We start from the raw sequence: 24,432 nt of genomic DNA on the forward strand, positions 1-24,432 counted from the left end.
CGTACGGTCAGTGGCCCGCGGCCAGGCCGAGGCCGCCGGGCAGGTCGGCGCGGCCGCGGACGGCCAGCTTGCGGTAGACGTTGGTCAGGTGCATCTCCACGGTGCGGGTGGTGATGAACAGCGCTTCCGCGATCTTCTTGTTGCTGACCCCGCCCTGGGCGAGGGCGGCGACGCGGCGTTCGCTCTCGGTGAGGGAGTCGAGCGGGCTGGTGGCGAGCTGCGGCATCCGGCCGCCCGCGGTGACGAGCAGTTCGCGGGCGAGCGCGGCGAGGACGTGGTAGCCGCAGCGGGTGGCCAGTTCGATGGCCCGGCGCAGGTGGTGGCGGGCCCCGCGGGCGTCGTCGCGGCCGAGCAGTTCGCGGCCCAGCAGGTACTCGGCCTTGGCGAGTTCCAGGCGGGCCGGGGAGGCGGCGAGGGCGTCGACGCCCTCGCCGAGCAGTTGCAGCCGGGCCCGGCCCCGGGCCACGGCGGCTGCGGCGAGCAGGCCGAGGCCGAGGGCGCGCGGGGTGCCCCAGCGCAGGGCCTGCACCTGGGCCTGCTCGGCGACGGCGGCGGCCTCCGCGGTGCGGCCCGTCCGGACGAGGGTGTCGGTGGCGGGCAGCCACCAGGGGGCGAGCACGGGGTTGGCCACCCCGGCCTCGTCCAGGCTGTCCCCGCAGCGCTGCCAGGCGTCCAGCGCGCCGTCCAGGTCGCCGAGTTCGCGCAGCACCCGGCCGCGGGCGTAGAGGTACTGGTGCCACTCCCAGACGCGCGCCTCCAGGTTGTCGCCGGCGCGGGCGATCCGGTCGAGGACGGTGCGGGCCGGGCCGGCCTCGCCCTGGGAGAGCAGGGCGTTGCCCAGGGCGATGTGGGCCAGGGGCACCGAACCGGTCATCCCGTTTTGTTCGGCGAGCGCGACGGCGGCCCGTGCGTCGTGCAGCGCGCCGGTGACGTCGCCGGTGCCGTGCAGGGTGTGCGAGCGTCCGGCCAGGGCGGCGACCTGCATCCACGGCGCGTAGCGCGCCTGGCCGTTGGTCAGCGAGCGCTCCAGGCCGGCATGGGCCTCGTCGACGGCGTCGGCCAGGGAGAGGACGAGGGAGGATCCCAGCACCCACCACCCGGCGGGGGCGGCCTCCTCGACCCGCAGGGACCGCCGGGCGAGGGCGGCCGCCTGCTCGGCGGGGCGGCCCTCCAGTGCGGCGAACGTGCTGAGGGCGGAGAGCAGTTGGCGTTCGGCGGGGCTGTCCCCCTGCGGCACGGGCCAGGAGGCGGCCCGTTCGCGGGCCACGGACATCGCGGTCCTGTCGTTGACGGCGGTCACCAGCAGGGCGGAGGCGAGGGTGGTGTGCAGCTCGCGGTCGGCGGGTGCGGGGGCGGTGCCGATCTCGCCGGTGAGGCCGTCGAGGACGTGGCCGAGGGCGCGGACGGCGTCGGGGGCGCAGCGGGTGCCCAGGGCCGCCATGCCGTACTCCACGGCGATGGGCGCCTGTTCGCGGGGTCCGGCGGCGGTGGCGAGGGCCTGGCGCAGGTGCCACAGGGCGGTGGCGGGGGCCGTCGGGACGGAGGCCCGGGCCAGTTCGACGTGGACGTCCTTGCGCTCGGCGGCCGTCAGCCGCGACTCCAGGGCGCGGCGCAGGCAGCGGACGGCGGCCCGGGTCGCGGCCCGGCTGGGGGACTCGGCGATGGCGTCGCGGAGCACGGCGAGCATCCAGGGCTCGTCGAGCCGCTCCAGGAGCACGAGTTGGTCGGCGACCTCGGTGGCGGGCCGTCCGGCGTCGCTGAGGACGCGGGCGGCGCGCACGCGCAGTTGCTGGAGCGTGGGCGCGGCGATGCCGCCGAGGATGGCCTCGCGGACGGCGTCGCGCATCTCGGCGGGGGCGCCGGGCAGGACGACCTCGGCCCGGCGCAGGTCGCCGAGGGCGGGCTCCACGCGGGTGCAGGTCACACCGCAGAGCGCGCCGAGCAGGTCGGCCTCGCCGCGGCCGAGGACGGCCAGGGCGATCGCCACCCGGCGTACGTGGCGCGGCTGTCCGGCCAGGAGGTCGGGGACCATCGAGGCGAGGATCCCCTCGCGCACCGCCCCGAGCCGGCGCAGTCCGGCGGTGTCGGGGCGGACGCCGGCGCCGCGCAGCCCGGCGAGCAGCCGGCCGAGCACGAGGGGGTTGCCGCCGCTGACCTCCGAGCAGCGCCGGACGAAGAGGTCGTCGGCGGGTCCGCCGAGGGCGCTCTCGACCATGCGGGCCGCCTCGGAGCGGTCCAGGGGGCCGAGTTCGAGCAGCGCGCAGCGGTCGTGGGCGAGGAGTTCGGCGAGGACGGGCGCGCCGGGGCCCTCGCACTCGGTGCGCTGGGAGAGCAGGACGAACAGGGGGCGGGCGGCGGCCCGGCGCAGGACGAAGTCGAGGCAGCGCAGGGAGGTTTCGTCGCACCACTGGGCGTCGTCGACGACGAGGGCCAGCGGGCCGGCGGACAGCAGGCCGAGGAGGTGCCCGTGGAGGCGGCGCCGGTCGGCGTGCGGGTCGGCGGGGACGGAGTCGGAGTGCGGGGCGAGAAGCACGTCGACGGCGCGGCGGGGTGCCGTGCCGTCGTTGTCGTCGGGGCGTCCGCCGAAGCGCCGTACGGTCACTCCGTCCGCCTGCAGGCGGTCGGCGACGGCGGACAGCAGACTGGTTCTGCCGATTCCGGCCGGGCCGCGGACGAGGACGGCGCGGGCGGAGCCCGCCCGGGCCCGGGCGGCCTGCCGCAGCAGGGTGTTCAGTTCGGTGGAGCGGCCTACGGGGATCCGGGGAGAGACCTGTTCTGTCTCGTGAGTGACCGCCACAGTGTTTCCTCTTTCATGAAGCCACACGCGACCTCTGGCGCCTGGTCGTAGGGGAAGATGCCGGATTGTCCGGCGACGTTCCGCAAGTCGGTCCCGAAAGAGCCGACTTGCACGACCAAGATCGGAAACGACGGTAACAGGGGAACTCGTGGCCACCCACCACGTTTGAGCCAGAATAAAGACGGCCTATGGCCGAAGTCGGACGTCCAGGTTCCCTCCGGGCCCGGGATGTGCCCTGATTGCACCGAGTCCATACGTGACCATGACGTGACGAATTGAGCCCGAAAATACTCGTGTTCGGCGTACCTGATATCCGCCGGACATATGACTCGGGTACGCTGCGTCATTCTGCCCGCACGGCCGGGTACGACCCCGCCGCCGAAAGCACCGTCACCGAAACACCGGAGCGACCCGTGCAGCTTCACCTGGACCCCGCCGCCCTCCGTCCGGACGCCTCCCCCGTCGCGCCCTGGCCCGAGGCCCTGCCCCGGCCCGCCGAAGGGGCCCTGGACCTCTGGCTGCTGCACACCCCCGACGCCTGGCTGCGCTCCGCCGCCCCGGACCGCTCCCCGCTGGACGCGGACGAACGCGAACGGGCCGAGGGCTTCGTCCACGACCTCGACCGCGCCAAGTACGTGGCCGCACACCTCATGCTGCGCCGGGTGCTGGGCGCCTATCTGGGCGTCGCCCCCGGCGAGGTGGAGTTCACCCGCGAGCCGTGCCCGTGCTGCGGCAAGCCGCACGGGCGGCCCGCCGTGCAGGCCGCCGGGGCACCGCACTTCTCGATGTCCCACGGCGGCAACCTCGTGCTCGTCGGCGTGGCCGCCGCCCCGGTGGGCGTCGACACCGAGCAGCTCGCCGCCGGGCGCACCGTCGACCAGGTGGCCCAGGCACTCCACCCCGCCGAGCACCGCGAGGTCATGGCCGCGCCCGCGGTGCGCCGCCCGGCGGTCTTCACCCGGCTGTGGGTGCGCAAGGAGGCCTACCTCAAGGGCCTGGGCACCGGCCTCGGCCGCTCCCCCGACCTCGACTACCTGGGCAACGGCGGCCCCGGCACACCTCCTTGGCCCGCGGGCTGGACCATCGTCGACGTGCCGGTCGGTGCGGGCCACGCGGCCGCCGCCGTACGCGGCCCGCTGACCAGCCGTTACGAAGTGAAGCGGCTGAGCCCGCAGGGGCTGTGCGTCACTTCTTGAGGGTCCAGTGCGCGGCGTCCTTGGAGAGCCCCGAGTCCATCGAGAACTCCACGGACGCCACCGTGGCGTTCTCGGGCACCGAGAAGACGACCCAGCCCTCGGTCTTCTGACCCGTCGCCAGCTTCAGGTCGGCGGCCAGGGACGGCCCTTCGGCGATGCTGGACAGCACGCTGGCGTTGTAGCGCTCGTTCTGGGCGTCGATGACCCGCGAGCTGTTCGTCGGGCTGTCGGCGTAGGGCGCCGTGCCGGTGTTGACGATCTCGAACTGGGCGGCGACGTACTTCTTGCCCGGCTTCGGCGGGGTGTACTTGTTGTCGCTCTTGGCCGGATCCACCCAGTTCTTGAGCGTCACGTCGAGCTGCTCGCCGGACTTGGTCCCCTTGATGGTCTTCTTGACCCCGAGGGCACCGGACTGGCCGCCCTTGCCCTGGTCCTGTGCGGTGCCCCCGGTCCCCTGTGCCGGATTCGACGGCGCCTGCGAGCTGGCGCCCTTGTCGTCGGCGGGCTTGGTGTTGTCGTCGCAGGCGGTGGCCGAGACTGCTATCGCGAGAACGACGGCAGCGGCTGCGAGCGGACGGCGCATGATGTTTCCCCCGTGGGTGGTTCGTTGGTGACGGGCTCAATTCTTACGGCACTTTCGAGCCAAGATCGTCCACGAGGGGGCCCTGTCGTCGTTCTGTGACATGTCCGCGATAAATCCGACGCTCCGGTGACCGCGCCCCGTAAGGGGCGCGGGGAACTGCGCGACCAGCCACCAACGGCCTGCAGCCGACACACCACCCGGGGTCCGGGGCGAAGCCCCGGGAAGGAGCCCCCCTCAGCCGACGTGGGTGAGCTGCACCAACGTGATGGTGTCGGCACCGATGAGAATGACGCCCGCCACCCGCCCACGGGCAATGATCCGCATGATGCCGTCGTCCACGCCGTACGGCGCGGAGTGGGCGACGGGGTCGATCAGGGCGTCCAGGAGACACACGGCGAGGTCGCGGCGCGGCTCGTCGGGCAGGCCCTTGTAGGAGTGGTGAAGCGTCGGGTCCATGCGGAGCCGGTAGGTCACGCGGCACCCCGGCTGTTGCGGTCGGCGGCGGAGTGCAGCTCGTCCGGCGCGACGTCGATGAGACCCGCCGTATAGGCGGCCGGCGGCCGGCCGTTCTCGTGGACGAGCTCCCGCAGCTGCTCGAGGCGGGGCCGTTCCGCCTCGAAGGCCTCGACGAAGGCGACCCACCGGTCGAGGACGGCACCGATCTCGCGCACGTCGGTGAAGGACACCTCGCGCATGAAGGTGGCCCGCAGCTCCGGGTGCGGCAGGGCGTGGCCGATCCTGTCGATCGTCCACGGCTGGCCGGTGCTCATCGGTCCTCCAGACGTCGGCGGTTCGTGGGTGGTGACACCGTAGCGGACGGTGCACCGGGTACGGCACGGCACGGCCGCCGCGCCCTTGTGGGGGTGGGGCGCAGCGGCCGGCCGGGGTACTGCTCGGGGTGCTACTTGGTGACGCGCAGCAGCTTGTTGGGCGTGCCCGCACCCGGGTTGGAGATCTTGTCGGGGGTGGCGGCCGCGACCAGTGCCGACTGGACCTGTGCCGGGGTGGCGTCCTTGTGCTCGGCGAGGTAGACCGCGGCGGCGCCCGTCACGTGCGGGGTGGCCATGGACGTACCGGAGATGGTCTTGGTGCCGGAGTCGCTGTCGTTCCAGTCGGAGGTGATGTCCGTGCCGGGGGCGTACAGCTTGACGACGCTGCCGAAGTTGGAGAAGTCGGACTGCTGGTCGTCCTTGGTGCTCGAAGCGACCGTGATGGCCTCCTTCACCCGGGCGGGAGAGCTGTTGCCCGCGTCGGTGGACTCGTTGCCCGCCGCCACGGCGAAGGTGACGCCCGAGGCGATGGCCTTGGAGACGGCCGCGTCGAGGGCCTCGTCCGCGCCGCCGCCGAGGCTCATGTTGGCCACCGAGGGGCCCTTGTGGTTCTTGGTGACCCAGTCGATGCCGGCGACGACCTGCTCGGTGGAGCCGGAGCCCTGGGCGTCCAGCACCCGGACCGCCACGATCTTCGCCTTCTTGGCCACGCCGTGCTCGGTGCCGGCGATGGTGCCCGCGACATGCGTGCCGTGGCCGTTGCCGTCGTCCGCGTTGTCGTTGTTGTCGATGGCGTTGAAGCCGTAGGAGGCGCGTCCGCCGAAGTCCTTGTGGCTGATGCGCACGCCGGTGTCGATGACGTACGCGGTGACGCCGTCGCCCGCGCTGTCCGGGTAGGTGTACTTGCCGTCGCCCTTGGTGTCGGCCTGGTCGATCCGGTCCAGGCCCCAGGACGGCGGGTTCTCCTGGGTGGCGCTGATGGTGAAGCGGTGGTTCTGGACCACCTTCGCGACGGCCGGGTCGGCGGCGAGCCGCTTGGCGGCGGTCCGGTCCAGCCCGCTGGCGGAGAAGCCGTGGATCGCGGAGCTGTAGGTGCGGTTGACCTTGCCGCCGTACCGCTCGGCGAGGTTCTTGCTCTCCTTGCCGGTGGCCTGGGCGGCAGCCATGCCCTTGCCGTCCTTCAGCATGACGATGTAGCTGCCGTCGACGGCGCCCTTGGACTCCGTCCCGTAGACGGTGCCCTCCTTGGGCGTCGATGCACCGGCGGGCAGAACCAGCAGCGTGGCTCCGGCCGTTGCGGCGGTTGCGGTGGCTATCGCCAGAACGAGACGCCGCTTCCCGGTGCGTTTGTGGGTTGCCATAACGAGGGTTCCTCCTCGTGCGGTTGTGTGGGGGATTGCGCGGTGCACGCGCAACAACACCCGGAACAGCGGATGATCCGCGTCCGGGTGCCCACGACCCTGTCAGGCTTGACACGCTCAGATCAAACCTTCACGAGGAGGTGTGAGATAGGCAACGTTGCTGCGTAACTACAAACCCCTTTGAACGACGGCAATTTGGAAACGTGTTGCGTTCAACTGCCGGGAGATAAAGCCGCCTTAACGGATCGGCACACCGGAAACCGCCCGAGCGATGACGAGCCGCTGGATCTCGCTCGTCCCCTCGAATACCGTGTAAATGGCCGCATCCCGGTGCATCCGCTCCACGGGGTACTCGCGGGTGTAGCCGTTGCCGCCCAGGATCTGCATCGCCTGCGCCGTGACGGACTTCGCCGTCTCCCCCGCGAACAGCTTGGACATCGAACCCTCCGCCGCCGTGAAGGGTTTGCCCGCGGTCGCCATCCAGGACGCGCGCCAGACGAGCAGCCGGGCCGCGTCGATCCGCGTGCGCATGTCGGCGAGTTGGAAGGCGACGCCCTGGTTGTCGATGATCGGGCGACCGAACTGCACCCTCGTCTGCGCGTAGTCCAGGGCCACTTCGTACGCGGCCCGGGCGATGCCGACCGCCTGCGCGCCAACAGCCGGGCGGGAGGCCTCGAACGTGGCCATGGCGGCGTTCTTCACGCGCTCGCCGCCGCCCGCGGCGGCGCGTTCGCGGGCGCGTGCCAGGCGCTCGTCCAGCTTCTCCTTGCCGCCGAGCAGACAGTGGCCGGGCACCCGGACGTCCCGCAGCACGACCTCGGCCGTGTGGGAGGCGCGGATGCCGTGCTTCTTGAACTTCTGCCCCTGGGAGAGCCCGGCCGTGCCCGGCGGCACGATGAAGGAGGCGTGGCCGCGCGGGCCGAGTTCCGGGTCGACGACGGCGACGACCACGTGCACATTGGCGATGCCGCCGTTCGTGGCCCAGGTCTTGGTGCCGTCGATCACCCACTCGTCCCTGGCCCCGTCGTACACGGCACGGGTGCGCATCGCCGCGACGTCCGAACCGGCGTCGGGCTCGGACGAGCAGAAGGCGGCCACCTTCACGTCGTCGGCGTCGCCGTACATCTGCGGTATCCAGGTGCCGATCTGCTCGTCGGTGCCGTTGGAGAGGACACCGACCGCCGCCAGGGCGGTGCCGGTGATCGCCAGGCCCAGGCCGGCGTCGCCCCAGAAGAGTTCCTCCAGGGCCATGGGGATGCCCAGTCCCGTGGGGTCGAAGAACTGCTGGGCGTAGAAGTCGAGCGAATAGAGGCCGATCTTGGCGGCCTCCTGCACGACGGGCCAGGGGAACTCCTCGCGCTCGTCCCACTCGGCGGCAGCCGGCCGCATCACATCGGCGGCGAAGCCGTGGATCCAGTCCCGGACGGCTTTCTGATCGTCGTTCAGCTCCAGGGCGAACTCGGCCATGTCCCCTCCCAGCCATCGTTACCATCGGTAACACGAGTATGTTACCCGTCGGTAGGAGGCGTCAAGAGGCCATTGCCTCCGCCCGCCCCTCGAATCCGTTGCGTGGAGCGGGTGTTACGTTGCGCAGGCGTCATGCACCACGGGTCGTGACGCCATGAACCACAGGGGCGGGGAGGCACGTCATATGGAGACCAGCCAGCGGGACGATCAGCAGCGGGCGGCGGAACAGCGGCGCAGGGAGCTGCTGGAGGCCGCGGACCGGGTGGTGCTGAGGGACGGGCCGGGGGCGTCCATGAACGCCATCGCGGCCGAGGCGGGGATCACCAAGCCGATCCTCTACCGGCACTTCGGCGACAAGGGCGGGCTCTACCGGGCGCTCGCCGCGCGGCACACCGAGGCGCTGCTGGACGGGCTGCGCGCGGCGCTCGACGCGCCCGTCGGCCGGCGCGAGCGGGTCGAGTCGACGCTCGACACCTATCTCGCGGCCATCGAGGCGCGACCCCAGGTGTACCGCTTCCTGATGCACCCCGCGGAGGAGGAGCAGCCCACGGAGCAGGGCTTCGACGTGGGACGCCACTCCGCACCGCTGCTGCGGCGGCTCGGCGAGGAGCTGGCCGAGGTGATAGCGGAACGGGTCGACCTGGGCCCGGACGGCGCGGAGCTGGCGCGCGCCTGGGGCCACGGGATCGTGGGAATGATGCACGCCGCGGGCGACTGGTGGCTCCGCGAGCGGCCGTTCCCTCGCGGGAGGCTCGTACGGCACCTGGCCGATCTGCTGTGGGGCCGCCTGGCGGTGGCGGGCGACCTGGCGGGGGGCCCGGGGTTCTGACCGGGCCCCGTAAGGGGCGCGGGGAACTGCGCGACCAGCCACCGACGGCCCGCAGCCGACGAGCCACCCCTTGGGGGCGTGCGGTTCGGCTGCAGGCCGCCTTGGGTTGCTCGCGCAGTTCCCCGCGCCCCTTACGGGGCCGCTTACGAGGCCGTAGTCCGCAACAGCTCCGTACGCCCCGCCCACGGAGCCCTGCGCGCAGCGCGCAGGGTGCGCCACCGGCGCAACCCCGTCAGCCGGTCCGTGTACAGGCCACCCTCCAGGTGGTCGCACTCGTGCTGCAGGCACCGGGCGAAGAACCCGGTGCCGCGCACGTGCACGGGCGCACCGTCGACGGTGACGCCCTCCACGACGGCCTCGTCGAACCGCTCGGTCCCCGCTTCGAGGCCCGGCAGCGACAGACAGCCCTCGGGCCCGCGCACCGTAATGCCCCCGGTCTCGACCAGCCGCGGGTTCACGATGTGGCCGACATGGCGCACGTCCTCGTCATCGGGGCAGTCGTAGACGAAGACCCGCAGGCCGACCCCGATCTGGTTGGCGGCGAGCCCCACCCCGTTCGCCGCGTACATCGTGGCGAACATGTCCTCGACAAGCCGGGTCAGCTCCGGGCCGAATTCTGTGACCTCGGCGCAGGAGGTGCCCAGACCTCGGTCCCCGAGGAGCCTCATGGGTCTGACTTGTCCGGAACTGCCGGGTATCGAGCCTCTGCGCATGGGCTCAAGAGTACGTTCCTGCAGGCGGCCGGTTCGGGCCCCCGCCGGGATCTCGATAGGCTGATCCTTGACCGAGGCCTCCTGGCCGGCGATTCGGCACGGGGGGAGCGTTCCACCGGCGGACCAGGATCGGGCCCGGCGCGGATGCAAGGAGGATCTAGGACGATGGCAGGCAACACGGGGCCACTGTCGCCGCGGGCCAAGCTGGCCGTGACGGCGGGCAAGGCTGCTGCGGCGGTGTCTCGGGCCGCGGGGCGCGGCAGCGGATCGGTGATCGGCGGCAAGGTCGCGCTCAAGCTCGACCCCGACCTGCTGGCCCGGCTGGCGACCCACCTGGACGTGGTCCTGGTCTCCGCCACCAACGGCAAGACCACGACGACCCGGCTGATCGCCGAGGCGCTGAGGGCCAGCGGACCGGTGGTGTCCAACGCACTGGGCGCGAACATGCCCGCGGGCATCACCTCCGCCCTGGCCGGCGGCTCGGATGCGCGCTACGGCGTGATCGAGGTGGACGAGAAGTACCTGGCGGGCGTCGCGCGTGACGTGAACCCCAAGGCCATAGCGCTGCTGAACCTCTCGCGCGACCAGCTCGACCGCGCCGCGGAGACCCGCATGCTGGCCGAGAAGTGGCGCGAGGGCCTGACCGGCAGCAAGGCCGTGATCATCGCCAACGCGGACGACCCGCTGATCGTGTGGGCCGCCTCCTCCTCGCCGAACGTGGTGTGGGTGGCGGTCGGCCAGGAGTGGAAGGACGACGCCTGGTCCTGCCCGTCGTGCGGCGGCGTGATGCAGCGCCCCGGCGACGACTGGTTCTGCGGCGAGTGCGGCTTCCGCCGGCCCACCCCGAGCTGGGCGCTGTCCGGCGACTACGTGCTCGACCCGCACGGCTCGGCGTGGCCGATCCACCTGCAGCTGCCGGGCCGGGCCAACAAGGCCAACGCCACCACCTCCGCCGCCGTGGCCGCCACCTTCGGGGTGCCGCCGCAGGTGGCGCTGGAGCGGATGTACCAGGTGCAGGCGGTGGCCGGCCGGTACGACACCGTGAGCTTCCTGGGCCGCGACGTCCGGCTGCTGCTGGCGAAGAACCCGGCCGGCTGGCTGGAGACCTTCTCCCTGATCGACGGCCCCCCGGCCCCGGTGATCCTCTCGGTGAACGCCCGCGGCGCGGACGGCACCGACACCTCCTGGCTGTGGGACGTCGACTACACCCGGCTCGCCGGGCACCCGATCTTCGTCATCGGCGACCGCAAGCTCGACCTGGCGGTGCGCCTGGAGGTCGCGGGCGTGGAGTTCCGGGTCTGCGAGACCGTGGACGAGGCCGTGCAGTCGGCGCCGCCCGGCCGGATCGAGCTGATCGCCAACTACACGGCGTTCCAGGACGTCCGCCGCCGCGTCGGCAACTGAAGACCCACCACGGAAGGATTGTGAGCATGAGCCAGAACAGTCTGCGCGTGGTCTGGGTCTACCCCGACCTGCTCAGCACCTACGGCGACCAGGGCAACACCCTGGTCCTGGAGCGGCGGGCGCAGCAGCGCCGGCTGGACGTCCAGCGCCTGGACGTCCGTTCCGACCAGCAGATCCCCACCTCGGGCGACATCTACCTGATCGGCGGCGGCGAGGACCGCCCGCAGCGGCTGGCCGCCGAGCGGCTGCGCCGCGACGGCGGTCTCAACCGGGCCGTGGCCAACGGCGCGATCGTCTTCTCGGTCTGCGCCGGCTACCAGATCCTGGGCCACGAGTTCATCAACGACCTGGGCCAGCGCGAGCAGGGCCTGGGGCTGCTGGACGTGATCAGCACCCGCGGCGAGGGCGAGCGCTGCGTCGGCGACGTGCTCGCCGACATCGACCCGCAGCTGGGCCTGCCCCCGCTGACCGGGTTCGAGAACCACCAGGGCGTCACCCACCTGGGTCCGTCGGCCCGCCCGTTCGCCCGGGTGCGCTTCGGCAAGGGCAACGGCACGGGCGACGGCACCGAGGGCGCGTTCAACGACACGGTCTTCGGCACGTACATGCACGGCCCGGTCATGGCCCGCAACCCGCACATCGCGGACCTGCTGATCAAGCTGGCGCTGGACGTCAACGCCCTGCCGCCGGTGGACGACCGCTGGTACGAGGCGCTGCGCAACGAGCGGATCGCGGCGGCGACACAGCCCGCATGACGGACGGTCCCGGTCCCCGTCACCCCTTCTGATTTAGGGTGGCGGGGATCCAACCGGACGACGGGGTCCGGTCTCCGGCCCTGTTGTGAAGGTTCCCTGTCATGCGCATCGGTGTACTCACCTCCGGCGGCGACTGCCCCGGACTCAACGCCGTCATCAGGTCCGTCGTCCACCGCGCGGTCGTCGACCACGGTGACGAGGTCGTCGGCTTCCGCGACGGCTGGCGGGGCCTGCTCGAAGGCGACCACCGGCCGCTCGGTCTGGAGGACGTGGCCGGCATCCTGGCCACGGGCGGCACGATCCTGGGCTCGTCGCGGGTGCAGCCCGCACAGCTGCGGGACGGTGTCGAGCGCGCCAAGGAGCACGTCGTCGGCCTCGGCATCGACGCCGTGATCCCGATCGGCGGCGAGGGCACCCTGAAGGCGGCCCGGCTGCTGTCGGACGCGGGGCTGCCCGTCGTCGGCGTGCCCAAGACGATAGACAACGACATCACCTCGACCGATGTGACCTTCGGCTTCGACACCGCGGTCGGGGTGGCGACCGACGCCCTGGACCGGCTCAAGACCACCGCCGAGTCGCACCAACGCGTCCTCATCGTCGAGGTGATGGGCCGGCACACCGGCTGGATCGCCCTCAACTCCGGTATGGCCGCGGGCGCTCACGCCATCGTCGTGCCCGAGCGGCCCTTCGACATCGAGGAGCTGACCGAGGTGGTCGGCAAGCGCTTCGCCGACGGCAAGCGCTTCGCGATCGTCGTGGTGGCCGAGGGCGCCAAGCCCCGCGAGGGCACGATGGCGTTCGAGACCGGCGGCACGGACGTCTACGGGCACGAGCGGTTCGCCGGTGTGGCACGGCAGTTGGCCGTCGAGCTGGAGCAGCGGCTCGGCAAGGAGGCCCGCCCGGTCATCCTCGGGCACGTGCAGCGCGGCGGCACGCCCAGCGCCTACGACAGGGTGCTGGCCACGCGCTTCGGCTGGCACGCCGTGGAGGCCGCGCACCGCAAGGAGTTCGGCATGATGACGGCGTTGCGCGGCAACGACATCACACTGGTGCCGCTGGCCGATGCGGTCGAGCAGTTGAAGACGGTGCCGGAGGACCGGTACGCCGAGGTCGAGTGCGTGCTGTGAGCCGACCCCGCGGCTGATCCCCCGCGAGTGCGCCTCTACTCTGGTCGAGGCGCATTGGTCCGAATTGGGAGAGAGTGGATGGATCACAGCGGGCATCACGGCATGATGATGATGGACATGCCGCCGTTCACGCTGGGACGGGGCCTGGAGTTCAGCGGCGACCCGTTCTTCATGATCGGCAGCCTGCTGGGGCTGGGACTCTACGGCTGGGCCGTGGTGCGGCTGCGGCGACGCGGCGACAGGTGGCCGGTCGGCCGGACCGTGGCGTGGGTCCTGGGCGTGCTGTCGGTGGCCCTGGTGATGTGCACCAAGCTCAACGACTACGGCATGGTCATGTTCAGCGTGCACATGGTCCAGCACATGGTCATCAGCATGCTCTCCCCCATCCTGCTCCTGCTGGGCGCGCCGATGACGCTGACGCTGCGCGCGCTGCCCGCGGCGGGCCGCGGCCGCAAGGGCCCGCGCGAGTGGCTGGTCGCCCTGCTGCACAGCCGCTACATGCGCGTCATCACGCACGCGGCGTTCACGATCCCGATGTTCATCGCGAGCCTCTACGCGCTGTACTTCACCCCGCTCTTCGACTTCCTGATGGAGACGAAGACCGGACACATCGCGATGATGGTCCACTTCCTCGCCGTGGGCCTGGTGTTCTTCTGGCCGATCATGGGCGTGGACCCGGGCCCGCACCGGCCGGGCTATGTGATGCGGATGCTGGAGCTGTTCGCCGGCATGCCGTTCCACGCGTTCTTCGGCATCGCGCTGATGATGGCGACCCAGCCCATGATCGGCACGTACATGCACCCGCCGGCCTCGCTGGGCATCGACCCCCTGTCCGACCAGACGGCGGCGGGCGGCATCGCCTGGGCGTTCAGCGAGATCCCCTCGGTCGTGGTGCTGATCGCGCTGGTCTACCAGTGGTACCGCTCCGAGCAGCGGCAGGCGAAGCGGATCGACCGCAACGCGGACCGGGACGGTGACAAGGAGCTGGCGGCGTACAACGCCTACCTGGCCTCGCTCAGGACGCGCGAGCAGCAGTAGGAGAAGGCCACCGGCCTATGGCGGACGGACCGCGGCGAGGAGACCATGGACTCCTGGCCGCGGTCCGCGCGTTTGTACGGCCTGGCGGGCCGCAGTTGAGGAGGTGCGGGATGCCCGGCTCGACAAAGGCGATGGCAGGACTGACGGTGGGCGCGCTGATCGCGGTGACCGCCTACTCCGTCGCGCTCGGCAGCAACGGCTGGTTGTGGTTCACGTGGGTGGTGCTGGGGCTGGCGACGGTGGGCGTCGCGGTGGCCCGCAGAACGTGACGCCGCGGGCGCTGTGGCCGGTCAGAAACGGAAGACGGGCCCGGTGGCGGCGTCGAGCGCACAGGCGTTGGCGAAGGCCTTCCGCCAGTCGACGTCCTGCCCGTGCCACTCCCCCTTCGCGGTGGCGATCACCGGGTCGTCCTCGAGGGTGCACGCGTGCGGCTCGCCGCGCAGCGCGTCCGGCCGCCCGCCGGCCGCGATCAGGTCCCGGCAGGCCTCGGCCCCGTGCGGGTGCGGTCCGTGCGCCCCGGGACAGCCGAGCCGGACACCGCGGATCCAGCTGTGCTCGGCACCGGAGACGGTCAGCAGGAGCCGCCCCTCCTCCTGCTCCTCGGCCGATGCCGGGACGAGCGGCAGGGCGAGCAGGGCGGTGGCGGTCGCCGCAGCGGCCGCGGCGGAGCAGACGGACATGGGTGGATCTCCTCGGGTACGGGATACGGGGTCGCGGGCCAGGCCACCGCGCACGGGTGCACGCCGACAAGCGCCCGCACCGCCCACGTCGCCCGTCCGGCGGGGCCCGGCCACTCGGTTGGTCGCCGCCGCCCCGTAAGGGGCGCGGGGCTGTTGACATATGCGGCTCCGCCGCGTGGGCGCGCTCAGCCACGACGCGCCCGCGGCCGAGGTTCTCGGGGCTTCGCCCCGGACCCCCGGGGTGGTGCGTCGGCTGCGGGCCGGTGGGGGCTGGTCGCGCAGTTCCCCGCGCCCCTACGGGGCGCTAGTGCGCGGCCCACTCGACGACCGGGGGCACCACCCGCCCGCACAGCGGATACCCCTCGGCGTCGGTGAGGGCGAGCCGACCCACCAGCGCACCACGCCGCCGCGCCTCGGCAAGCACCTCGGGCGGAACATCCGCCAGCATCAGCTTGGCGCGCCGGAACATCCGGGGCGTCTCCTCCTGCGGCTGCCTCCCGGTCCACGAGAGGTAGACGAAGCGTCCGCCGAGCCGGTTCTGCACGTACGGGCCGCGCAGCTCGCCGTCGGCGGTGAACGTGCAGGGGAACGTCCACGTCACCGTCGGGGCGTCGCCGGGCTGCGGGTCGAGCAGTTCGGCGGGGCGGTCCTTGCGCTGGACCGCGACCTCGATCCCGGCGGCCCCGGGGAAACCGGGCCCGGGCCCGCAGCGGCGGCCGGGCAACGTGTGGCCTTCGATGCGCAGTTGCATGTCACCAGTATCGGACCACGGCGCCCCGTAAGGGGCACGAGCGGCAAGCCGGCCCGCCCCGTACGGCCACGGGGCGGACCAGCGTTGTTCACCGGCCTAGATGTTGGTCCAGGAACAGCTCCACGAACAGCTCCACGAGCAGCTCGACGGGCAGTCGATGCTCTCCTCGAACTCCTCCTCGGACGGAAGCATCTGCAGCACGTTCACGTCGTTCGCCATGTTTGGTCACCTCCTCTCGGGATGCGGTGGATCTCCACACCGGGGGGCGGCCGGGGTGGAGGGGCTTGGTGTCACCGGCCGCCGGGCGGGCCGGTGAGAATGTCGGGCAGCCAGAGGCGGGGGCCGCCGTCCCGCAGGCGCAGCAGGAAGGCCAGGACGCCGGCGAGCCCCGTGTTGTAGTCGGGGGAGACGGCGGCGCCAGTCTCGTCCGGGGCGAGGACGCGGCCGTCCTGCAGGGCGTGGCGGGCGTGGATGCTCACGGCGAGCTCCTCGGCCCAGCTGCGGTACTCGCCCTCGCCCGTCGCCTCGGCGAGGTCGAGCAGGAACTCGCCGTCGCCCGCCAGCCCGTGGCACTGCGAGGTGCCGGCGTGCCACCGGGAGCGGCGTACGGCGAGGGCCGCCCGGTGGCAGGCCTCGCGCAGTCTGTCGTCCGAGGTGTCCTGCCAGAGGCGTATCAGGAAGGTGCCGATCCCCGATGACCCGCTGCACCAGTGCGTCTTGAGGGGCCGGCTGGTGGGACCGGCCGGCCAGTACGCGGCGCCGTCCTTCGACTGGGCCGTCGCGAGGAGGGTTTCCCCGGCGTCGGCGGCCATGGCGAGGTGGCTGCTGTCGTGGGTGGCCCTGCCGGCGGCGAGCAGGAACGCTCCGACTCCGGCGACGCCGTGGGCGAAGCCGTAGTGGACGAGGCCGGCCAGGCGTGACGCCCAACCGCGTGGAATCGGCCAGTAGGAGAGGTTCTCCTTGCGCTCGCGTGCCGCCGCGACCGCATCGGCCGCCTCACGGGCCCTGTTCAGGAAGCGGTCGCTGCCCGAGTCCTCCCAGAAGCGGAGCTGGGTCATGCCCGCCCCGGCCGCGCCGTGGCAGATGTCGGGGTTGGGCCAGTGCAGCGGTACGCGCTCGGCGAACTCCTGGGCACGGGCCACCAGTTCCTCGTCGCCGAGGGCCCTGCCGGCGGCGAGGAGCGCCCATGCCGTGCCGGAACGGCCGAAGTGGAGTCCGGGCAGCGCGCGGGGTTCTCGCCCCGCCGTGCGGCCGATCCAGTGGGCCGCGTTGGCGGTGGCGTCCCGCAGGGCGGGGTCCGGGGCGGATGCGTACGCGCGGGTCAGTACGCCCAGGATGCCCGCGGCCCCGTGCTGGACGTTGCACGGGTCCGTCGTGGCGCCGAACGGCGAGACGGGCCACAGGCGGTGCGGCGCGGCCGGGTCCATCGTGGCGAGGAGGTGGTCCAACGCGTCGCCGATCATCTGCTTCGGCTCCGCGTCGCCCGGCCGGCTCCGGGGTGCAGCCGCCCTGTGCGGGGGCGCGCCGCGGCGGAGGAGGTCCGGTACGGCGTCGGGTGCGGGGCGCCGGGCGGGGTCGTCGTGCATCAGGGCGACGATGACGGGGGCAAGGCGTTGCGCGACGGGGTTGCCGGCGCTCAGGGCGCCGAGCCACTCCCGGATCCGCCGGTGCCGAGGGCGTACGGACGGCCGGTCGGGCGGCAGTTGGGGGTCGACGCCGGTGGCGGCGTAGAAGAGGGTGGCGCCCAGGCTGAAGAGGTCGGCCGTGGGCTCGGGTGCCGTGCCGAAGAACGCGGAGGCGATCTGCTCGGGGGCGGCGAAGCCGGGCGTGTACACGCGGGTGACCGGATCGCCCCGGCGGGCGAGGTGTTCCAGATCGATCAGGCGGAGTTCCTCGTCCGGCAGCACCATGACGTTGCCGGGGTTGAAGTCCCGCAGCACGAGGCCCTTGCCGTGGATGTGCTCCACGAGTTCCAGCAGGCGCAGGGCGATCCGTTCCACGGCGTCAGTCGGCGGGCCCCACGTGGCGCCGTCGTGCGTGATGTTGTCGGTCACCCATCTGCGGAGCGTGACGCCCGGCAGCTCCTCCTCGACCAGGAAGAGCTCGTCCTGCTGCTCGAAGAGGGCGACCGGCCGCGGGGTGATGCCCGTCGGTTCCAGCAGTTCGAGCATCGCCGCTTCGTGCCGCCGTGCGTCGCGTACGTCCAGTCCGGTGAGGGTGGCGCCGGTGTGCGGGCGGGCCTGCTTGATGACGACGAGGCGGCCGGTGTCGTCCTCGACTGCCCGGTACACCCCGCCCGTGAAGGCGTGGCGGATCACCTGCCGTACGGTGTACCGGCCGTCGAGCCGTACGGATCCGGCAATCGTCCCGTCGGGAGCGGCGGACGGCGGGACGAACGGGTCCCGGGGTGCCCAACGGGGCGGGGAGAACCATGCGTTGCGCTCGTCCCGGGCCAGCGTGCCGTCCGGGGCCAGCAGCATGGCCTCGTAGGAGCCGTCGTTGCCCAGGACGGGAATTCCGTCGTGGACACCGAAGCGATAGTGCACCAGGCTGCCGGGGCGATACGGACGGTCGGAGAGAATACCGGGGCCGGGCAGTCCCAGGGTCACCCGGTGCAGTTCTTCTGCCAGTTCCCGGAGTTGACTCTCGTCGCCGTCGGGATAGGCGGTGATGAATTTCCCGCCACCGCCCCGGTCGTAACCTTTGGAGACCAGTTCGGCCACCATCGCCGGCGTTCCGGCGAACTTGAACGGGCAACGGCGGCCGACCAGGACGTCTGCGGCCCGTGCCAGTACGAGCGGCGCGGACAGCGGGGTCGCGGAAAGGTGCAGCTTCCATCCCTGGATCCCGGTGCGCCTGCCGTGCGGCGCGACATGACACCAGAAGTCCCCCTGGCCGACATGCCATTCCGTTGCACCGTGACGGGAAAGAGCAGCCTGGACGCACTCCGGAAACAGTGAGACCTCACCGGGGAATTCACGATCGTCGTACGCCACGAGTACGCCCACTTTCCGGAAATCCATGCCCGTCACCTGGCCTGCCCGGCCACTCAACATAGCCGCCGCAGAGGCTCGTTGACCCGGCCCTGCCGACACTCCGTGCATGGGCCACACGGAAACGGCCAGAGGAATGATCGACTTCATTTCCCGGCATTTCATTCCCATTTCATCGCGGGTGCAGGATCTCCACTGGCCAGTTGATTCCGGATACGGACCGATACGCTTCGGTTCAGCGGATTTCGTTGAACCGCCCGGTCGGCGATCTGGCGCAAAAGAGCTCTGCACACTTCTCCGGTTGCCGCGACTCCGGGACCTGTGCAAGCCTGAGGATTAAGGAGCGGTCGGCCGCCTGCTGAAGAGCTCTCCCCGGCTTCAGGAGAGGCGAGTGCTATGGCAACCCCGCATACATCAGGCGAACACCACGACACGGAGCCGCAGGGCTTCGAACCCGGCGGTGGCCCGGGAGCGTTGGCCCGGGCCGGCTGGCAGATTCTGCTGACCACCGGCGTGGCGTCCGTCGCCCTCGGCGTCGTCGTCCTGGCCTGGCCGAAGGCCAGCCTCACCGTGGTGGGCGTCCTTTTCGGCATCTATCTGCTGGCCGTCGGAGCCTTCCAGCTGGCAGGGGCCTTCGGTGACCACATCCCCGGGCACCTGCGCGTCCTGGGCTTCATCAGCGGCGGCCTGTGCGTCCTGCTCGGCCTGGTGGCCCTCCGCGGCCCGGCGCAGTCGATCCTGCTGCTCGCACTCTGGATCGGCTTCGGCTGGCTGTTCCGGGGCGTCATGCTGACGGGGGTGGCCCTGTCCACCGCGGCCCTGCCCGCCCGGGGCTGGCAGGTGTTCCTCGGCGTCGTCAGCATCCTGGCCGGCATCGTGATGGTCAGCGCCCCCTTCCACTCGATCACCGTGCTCACCCTGGTCACCGGCATCATGCTCGTCGCCCTCGGACTGATCGAGGCGATCCACGGCATCCAGCTCCGCGCCCGCCTGGGCCGGACCTCCCGGCCTGCCGCGCCGAGCACCGGGCACGGTCACCGCTGGCACCTGGGCCATCAGCATTAGGGCACGCGACCAGGGCGCGCGCGTGGAGGCCCGGCGGTATCCGCCGGGCCTCCCGACATGGCTGCCGGTTGCGGTTGCCGATTACTGCGCGAGCGACTTCGCGAAGAGGCCGGCTGCGTACCAGGTACCGGGCCCCGGCAGCCGACTGCGCACCGCCTCATGCCACCGGAGCACGTCCGCGACGTCGCAGTCGCGGGATCACCCGCGGGACGCGCCGCTTGTACTCCTCGTACGCGCCCGGGAACGCCTCGGTCATCAGCTTCTCCTCGACGTTGATCTTCCACTGCATCAGGCCGAAGGCCAGCAGCACGGCCACCACCCAGCCGCCGAGCAGCATCAGCAGTGCGGTGCCGATGAACATGCCGAAGATTCCGGTGTAGATGGGGTGCCGGACGATCGCGTAGGGGCCGTCGGTGCGCAGTTCGTGGCCCTGCTTGGCCACGGGGGCCGAGGTCCACATCAGGCCGAGGCGGATGCGGGCCCAGATCGCGAAGGCGGTCGCGGCGATCAGCACGACGGCGCCGACGGCACGCAGCCACTGCACGTGCACGGTGAGCGGGTCCCATGTGCCGTGCGGCAGCAGCGTGTTGACCGTCACCGCCACGACGATCCCGGCGGCGATGCTCCACCGCTGGAGCGGCTGTCCGCGTTTGCGTACGGCCGGGGACCGGCGGGCGTTGTAGAGCGCGCCGAGGGCCCACACGGTCAGAAAGGTGAGCCAGCAGACGGCGTCGATCACCGTCGCCGCGTGGCGCCACTGCGCATCCGTCATGTTCGCCTCGCCCCCTTCGGCCGGGACGGCCGCCGCGCCACCACCGGCTGTCCGATGAGACGCGGCGGCCTGCCGACCGGTTGCCGTGCAGCGCCCGCGGCGATCGCCGGACGTCAGTTCTGGCGGAAGTCCACGAAATCCGCCTCGCCACGGGCACCCTCGCTGTGCGAACTGGTGAACACCCCCACGTCCTGAACGGGGTTCACCCGCGGGAGGGTTGCCGCACCGACCCGGGTCCAGGTCACGCCGTCCTCCGAGCGGTACCCGGTGAAGGTCGACCCCGAGCGCGTCAGCTTCAGCCAGGTCGGGTAGGCGGCCGTACCGCTCCCCTCGTTGGACGGAGCACTGTTGGAGTCCAGGCGGCCGCTGCCGGTGCTGTCCCACTGCAGGACGTAGCCCTTGCCGGGGGCTTCGGCGAGGATGACGTAACCCGGTGAGGAACCGGACCCGGTGATGTCGTTGCGCACCATGAGCCCCGCCTTGGCCCATTCGTTGGTGGATGCCTGGGCCGTCAGCTTGACGACGGTCGTGGAGCCGTCGTGCTCCGCGCCCGGCCGGTAGATCGCGCTGTACTGGTCGACGCCGGACCACAGGTCGGCACCCGCACCGTCGATCGCGAGGCGGTCTCCCTGCGCGCCGAAGACGGCGGTGTTGTCGGTGAAGGTCTTCAGCGGGGCCCGGACCGGGGCTGCGAGCTCCACGGCGTGCGGCGCAGTGATCGTCCGGGAACCGCCCGGCCCCCGGACGGATGCGGTGCCACTGACCGTGGCGTGGGTGATCGGCGCGGGGAGGACGACCGGGGCGGTCACACGGAACCTGGCCACCGCCTGCTGCCCACCGGCGAGTTGACTGAACCGGATGGGCGTGAGCGGGGTCGCGGTCCACCCGGCGGGCGCCCCGACGCCGAGCTGCACGCCGGTGGCGGTCCGTGTGCCCTCGTTGGTCAGGGTGGCGGTCACCGTGTCGGAGCTGCCGGCCGTCCAGCCGGGCACGGTGGTGTCCAGCACCAGGTGCGGCGCGTACCGGCCCGGCGCGGCGGTGGGCGACACGCGGTACATCACGGTGCCGTGGCCGGGCACGGCTGCGCTGATGGCGCCGGCGCTCTCGGTGGTGCGGTGCTCCCACAGGTCCCGCAGGGCATAGCCGCGCGCGGGGCCCAGCCCGATGGCCCGGGCGCTGGTGGAGATCACGGCGGGTGCGGTGTTCTCGTTGAACAGCGTCACCGCGACGCTTCCGTCGGCGAGCGGCTTGGCGAGCACGTCCAGACCGTTCTTCATGCTCACCGGCCGGCCCTGCCTGCCGAGCCGGTCCTGGTCGACGGCGACGACCTCCTTGTTGCCGTAGACGGCCAGGGTGTCGGGCCGTGCCGAGCGCAGGTCGGCGCCGGAGATCAGCGGGGCGGCCATCTCGGCCCAGAGCGAGAACTCGGTGCGGTCCTCGGCCGGGGTCATGCCGTTGCCGACCTCCAGCATGTCGGGGTCGTTCCAGGCTCCCGGCCCGGCCGCGTCGGCGAGCTTCACGTTCTCGTGGAAGATCGACAGCATCCGGCCGTAGGACGCGTCGATGTCACCGGTGGTGCGCCAGAGGTTGCCGACGGGACGGGCCCAGCTCGTCACGGACTCCTCGCCCCAGTTGCAGAGGCTGTAGACGATCGGGCGACGGGTCCTGGCCAGGGCATCGCCCATGGCACGGTAGCGCGTCCGGGACGGGACGCCGAGGTTGTGGCAGTTGTCGTACTTCAGGTAGTCGACGCCCCAGGCGGCGAAGGAGTCGGCGTCGCGCTGCTCATGGCCGAGGCTGCCGGGGTAGCCGGCGCAGGTCAGCGTGCCGGCGCTCTCGTAGATGCCGAGCTTGAGGCCCTTGTCGTGCACGTAGCGGGCCACGCCCGCGATGCCGTGCGGGAACTTGACCGGGTCCGGGACGAGTTGGCCGTCGGCCCCGCGGGAGCCCGCCATCCAGCAGTCGTCGATGTTGACGTACGTGTACCCGGCGTCCCGCAGCCCGCTGGTGACGATCTTGTCGGCGGTCTCCTCGACGAGCTTCTCGTTCACGTTGCAGCCGAAGGTGTTCCAGTCGTTCCAGCCCATGGGCGGGGTCCGGGCCAGACCGTTGTCGAGGGCGGCGGCCGGGGTGGCGGCGACGGGCAGCGCCGCCAGGGGTGCCGCTGCCAGCGCGACAGCGATGAGAGCAGCCCACGTTCTTCGCATCGGTTCTCCTGTGGCGTCAGGGACAACATGGTCTGATGCCTTGCGTTGAGCGCGGGGGGATCGAACCAAAACCAACACAACCAGTCAAGGGGCAACAGAAGATAACCGAAAGCAACGACGGCCGGGGGATCCCCCCGTCAGCCTGTCAGTCCTTCCGCCCCGCCACCGCGACACCGACGCCAAGGCCGATCATCGTGAGCCCGCCCAGGCCGCCGACCAGGGCGAGCCGCCGCGGCGAACGGGCGAACCAGTCCCGCGCGGTGGCCGCCGCCAGTCCCCACACGCTGTCGGACACCACACCGATGCCGGTGAACACCAGCCCGAGCAGCAGCATTTGAGCCGCGGCATGTCCTCGTTCGCGGTCGACGAACTGCGGCAGCATCGCCGTGAAGTACACGATCGTCTTCGGGTTGGCCACGCCCACCGCGAACCCCTCCCACACCGAGCGCAGACCCCCTCGCGAGGACCTTCCTCCGGTGAACGCGGCCTGCAACGACCGGCGTTGCCGCCATGCCTGCATCCCGAGGCACACCAGGTATACGGCACCGGCCAGTTTCACCGCGGTGAAGACGAGGACCGAGCGTTCCACGACGGACCCGACCCCGAACGCCACGGCCACGATGAGCACTTGGGCGCCGAGCATGTTCCCCGCGACGGACGTCAGGGCGGCACGACGCCCCTGCGCCAGCGCCCGACCGATCACGAACAGCACGCTCGGTCCGGGTATCACGATGACCAGGAACGACATGGCCGCGAAGGCCAGGATGCGGGCGCCGGACACCATGGAGCCATGGAAGCACGGGACGGCCGGCGCCCCGCCTCCCGGAGCCTGATGAATCAAATCCGGCCAAAATCCGTCCCTGTTCCTGCCGTTCCCGTCCCATCTCATTCAACTATGGGCACTCCCCCGCTTGACAACGTCTCCGACCGGGCAATTGCTAAGCGCACCGCCGAGGCCGAAGGGAATGATCCGCATGGGGATCTACGGCCAGGACTGGGCCAGTTACCAGTCGTCAACCCCGGACACCGGCGGCCTGTCGTTCGCGTTCGTCAAAGTGAGCGAGGGCCTGTCGTACATCAACCCCAAGTGGGCGTCCCAGCGGGACCATGCCAAGGCACACGGCCTGGTCTGGGGCGCCTACCACTACCCCCACATGGCCAACAGTCCGGCCGATGAAGCCGACTTCTTCCTCGCCCAGGTCGCCTGGCAGCCGGGTGACATCGTCGTCCTCGACTGGGAAGGCTACGACGACGCCAACAGCGGCGTCTCCAAGGCCCGCCAAGTCGCCTACCGGGACGACTGGCTGAGCTACGTCAAGTCCCGGATGGCCGATCACGCAGTCGGCATGTACTGCAACCTCGACTACTGGCTGCACGTCGACACCACCTCGAACTGCGGCGACTTCCTCTGGATCGCCACCGCCGGCCGTCCCGCCGGCAGCCCCGGCATACAGGCCCCCTGGCTCTTCCACCAGTACAGCGACGACGGCGTCGACCGCGACTACTGCCACCTCGGCAGCAGAGCGGCCCTCCGGGACTGGTCACTGTCCTTCCAGCAGCAGCCCGCACCCCCCACCCCTCGCTACGCGGAGGACGACATGCTCGCGTACCTGCCTCCGATCCCCGCGAACACGACCGTCGACATACCGGTCGAACCCGCGGGGACCCTGGCCTCCCCCCAAGGCGGCACCAACAACGGCCCGCTGTGGATCTGTCTGGCTCCGCAGGGCGCCGACGGCCAAGTGGTCACCACCTTGCACCACGAAAGAGGCGACTGGGACGCCCCCGCCGCGGCCGTCACCGTGTCCCGCACCGGCAGCAAGCTCGTCCTGCAACTCCCGGCCGGCGCGAACGTGGACAAGGTCCGGATCCACTCCACGGCCCCGCTGCTCGGCTACATCACCGGGCGTCAGGTCGCCTGAGC

At 71.6% G+C, this 24,432-nt stretch carries 23 protein-coding genes; 9 read left to right on the forward strand and 14 right to left on the reverse strand.

All coding sequences use genetic code 11. The features are described from left to right. Positions 1–7: 7 nt before the first annotated feature. Positions 8–2,797, reverse strand: a complete 2,790-nt coding sequence (locus ACMATS_RS04995; protein ID WP_414167024.1) for an AAA family ATPase — start codon at positions 2,795–2,797, stop codon at positions 8–10. A gap of 413 nt (positions 2,798–3,210) precedes the next feature. Here ACMATS_RS04995 and ACMATS_RS05000 point away from each other — a divergent pair, with 413 nt between their 5' ends. Continuing rightward, on the forward strand, positions 3,211–3,993 hold the full coding sequence (locus tag ACMATS_RS05000) for a 4'-phosphopantetheinyl transferase family protein (RefSeq protein ID WP_414167025.1): 783 nt from the start codon (positions 3,211–3,213) through the stop codon (positions 3,991–3,993). Here the strand turns inward: ACMATS_RS05000 and ACMATS_RS05005 are convergent. From ACMATS_RS05005 to ACMATS_RS05025, 5 genes are all read right to left on the reverse strand, one after another. Beyond that, positions 3,983–4,576, reverse strand: a complete 594-nt coding sequence (locus tag ACMATS_RS05005) for a DUF4352 domain-containing protein (protein WP_414167026.1) — start codon at positions 4,574–4,576, stop codon at positions 3,983–3,985. The genes ACMATS_RS05000 and ACMATS_RS05005 overlap by 11 nt on opposite strands. Before the next feature lie 234 nt (positions 4,577–4,810). Continuing rightward, a complete protein-coding gene (locus tag ACMATS_RS05010) occupies positions 4,811–5,032 on the reverse strand; it encodes a hypothetical protein (RefSeq protein ID WP_336412319.1) in 222 nt (73 codons plus the stop codon). Between the two features lie 14 nt (positions 5,033–5,046). Further along, on the reverse strand, positions 5,047–5,346 hold the full coding sequence (locus ACMATS_RS05015) for a hypothetical protein (protein WP_336412320.1): 300 nt from the start codon (positions 5,344–5,346) through the stop codon (positions 5,047–5,049). A 131-nt stretch (positions 5,347–5,477) separates the two neighbouring features. Beyond that, the gene (locus ACMATS_RS05020; protein WP_414167027.1) at positions 5,478–6,707 is read right to left on the reverse strand and encodes a S8 family serine peptidase; all 1,230 of its coding nucleotides are present in this window, start codon (positions 6,705–6,707) and stop codon (positions 5,478–5,480) included. A gap of 237 nt (positions 6,708–6,944) precedes the next feature. Further along, a complete protein-coding gene (locus ACMATS_RS05025) occupies positions 6,945–8,174 on the reverse strand; it encodes an acyl-CoA dehydrogenase family protein (RefSeq protein ID WP_390778640.1) in 1,230 nt (409 codons plus the stop codon). A gap of 184 nt (positions 8,175–8,358) precedes the next feature. Between ACMATS_RS05025 and ACMATS_RS05030 the strand changes: the two genes are divergently transcribed. Then, complete coding sequence (locus ACMATS_RS05030; protein ID WP_391149243.1) at positions 8,359–9,003, forward strand: TetR family transcriptional regulator; 645 nt, start codon at positions 8,359–8,361, stop codon at positions 9,001–9,003. Positions 9,004–9,146: 143 nt separating this feature from the next. Here the strand turns inward: ACMATS_RS05030 and def are convergent, their stop codons facing one another. Next, a complete protein-coding gene (def, locus tag ACMATS_RS05035; protein ID WP_390778638.1) occupies positions 9,147–9,716 on the reverse strand; it encodes a peptide deformylase in 570 nt (189 codons plus the stop codon). Between the two features lie 165 nt (positions 9,717–9,881). Here def and ACMATS_RS05040 point away from each other — a divergent pair, with 165 nt between their 5' ends. From ACMATS_RS05040 to ACMATS_RS05060, 5 genes are all read left to right on the forward strand, one after another. Next, entirely contained in the window at positions 9,882–11,120 is a 1,239-nt protein-coding gene (locus tag ACMATS_RS05040; RefSeq protein ID WP_390778637.1) for a MurT ligase domain-containing protein, read from the forward strand. A gap of 26 nt (positions 11,121–11,146) precedes the next feature. Beyond that, positions 11,147–11,875, forward strand: coding sequence for a type 1 glutamine amidotransferase (locus ACMATS_RS05045; protein WP_336417238.1), 729 nt, complete (start codon positions 11,147–11,149; stop codon positions 11,873–11,875). A 101-nt stretch (positions 11,876–11,976) separates the two neighbouring features. After that, the gene (locus tag ACMATS_RS05050; protein ID WP_390778636.1) at positions 11,977–13,002 is read left to right on the forward strand and encodes a 6-phosphofructokinase; all 1,026 of its coding nucleotides are present in this window, start codon (positions 11,977–11,979) and stop codon (positions 13,000–13,002) included. 78 nt (positions 13,003–13,080) lie between these two features. Next, positions 13,081–14,040, forward strand: a complete 960-nt coding sequence (locus ACMATS_RS05055; protein WP_390778635.1) for a cytochrome c oxidase assembly protein — start codon at positions 13,081–13,083, stop codon at positions 14,038–14,040. A gap of 110 nt (positions 14,041–14,150) precedes the next feature. Then, positions 14,151–14,309 carry a hypothetical protein gene (locus tag ACMATS_RS05060; RefSeq protein WP_336417235.1) on the forward strand — a complete coding sequence of 53 codons (159 nt, stop codon included), beginning with the start codon at positions 14,151–14,153 and terminating at the stop codon, positions 14,307–14,309. 21 nt (positions 14,310–14,330) lie between these two features. On the opposite strand, the gene ACMATS_RS05065 is transcribed toward ACMATS_RS05060, so the two are convergent. The 4 genes from ACMATS_RS05065 to lanL form a co-directional block, all read right to left on the reverse strand. Next, positions 14,331–14,720 carry an SSI family serine proteinase inhibitor gene (locus ACMATS_RS05065; protein ID WP_390778634.1) on the reverse strand — a complete coding sequence of 130 codons (390 nt, stop codon included), beginning with the start codon at positions 14,718–14,720 and terminating at the stop codon, positions 14,331–14,333. 304 nt (positions 14,721–15,024) lie between these two features. Beyond that, on the reverse strand, positions 15,025–15,471 hold the full coding sequence (locus ACMATS_RS05070; RefSeq protein ID WP_414167028.1) for a DUF5990 family protein: 447 nt from the start codon (positions 15,469–15,471) through the stop codon (positions 15,025–15,027). A 96-nt stretch (positions 15,472–15,567) separates the two neighbouring features. Then, positions 15,568–15,690 (reverse strand): ALQxL family class IV lanthipeptide, encoded by a 123-nt coding sequence (locus ACMATS_RS05075; RefSeq protein ID WP_390778632.1) that lies wholly within the window; start codon positions 15,688–15,690, stop codon positions 15,568–15,570. Positions 15,691–15,761: 71 nt separating this feature from the next. Further along, on the reverse strand, positions 15,762–18,494 hold the full coding sequence (gene lanL / locus ACMATS_RS05080) for a class IV lanthionine synthetase LanL (RefSeq protein ID WP_414167029.1): 2,733 nt from the start codon (positions 18,492–18,494) through the stop codon (positions 15,762–15,764). A 366-nt stretch (positions 18,495–18,860) separates the two neighbouring features. Between lanL and ACMATS_RS05085 the strand changes: the two genes are divergently transcribed. Continuing rightward, complete coding sequence (locus tag ACMATS_RS05085) at positions 18,861–19,529, forward strand: HdeD family acid-resistance protein (protein WP_414167030.1); 669 nt, start codon at positions 18,861–18,863, stop codon at positions 19,527–19,529. A 157-nt stretch (positions 19,530–19,686) separates the two neighbouring features. Here the strand turns inward: ACMATS_RS05085 and ACMATS_RS05090 are convergent, their stop codons facing one another. From ACMATS_RS05090 to ACMATS_RS05100, 3 genes are all read right to left on the reverse strand, one after another. Then, a complete protein-coding gene (locus tag ACMATS_RS05090) occupies positions 19,687–20,301 on the reverse strand; it encodes a methyltransferase family protein (protein WP_414167031.1) in 615 nt (204 codons plus the stop codon). 113 nt (positions 20,302–20,414) lie between these two features. Next, on the reverse strand, positions 20,415–22,508 hold the full coding sequence (locus ACMATS_RS05095) for an NEW3 domain-containing protein (RefSeq protein WP_414167032.1): 2,094 nt from the start codon (positions 22,506–22,508) through the stop codon (positions 20,415–20,417). A 145-nt stretch (positions 22,509–22,653) separates the two neighbouring features. Beyond that, on the reverse strand, positions 22,654–23,292 hold the full coding sequence (locus ACMATS_RS05100; RefSeq protein ID WP_390778627.1) for a LysE family translocator: 639 nt from the start codon (positions 23,290–23,292) through the stop codon (positions 22,654–22,656). Positions 23,293–23,482: 190 nt separating this feature from the next. Between ACMATS_RS05100 and ACMATS_RS05105 the strand changes: the two genes are divergently transcribed. Continuing rightward, the gene (locus tag ACMATS_RS05105) at positions 23,483–24,430 is read left to right on the forward strand and encodes a glycoside hydrolase family 25 protein (protein ID WP_390778626.1); all 948 of its coding nucleotides are present in this window, start codon (positions 23,483–23,485) and stop codon (positions 24,428–24,430) included. Positions 24,431–24,432 lie beyond the last annotated feature (2 nt).

Origin of the sequence: Streptoverticillium reticulum, assembly GCF_047456005.1 — a bacterium.
Classification (GTDB): Bacteria; Actinomycetota; Actinomycetes; order Streptomycetales; family Streptomycetaceae; genus Streptomyces; species Streptomyces reticulum.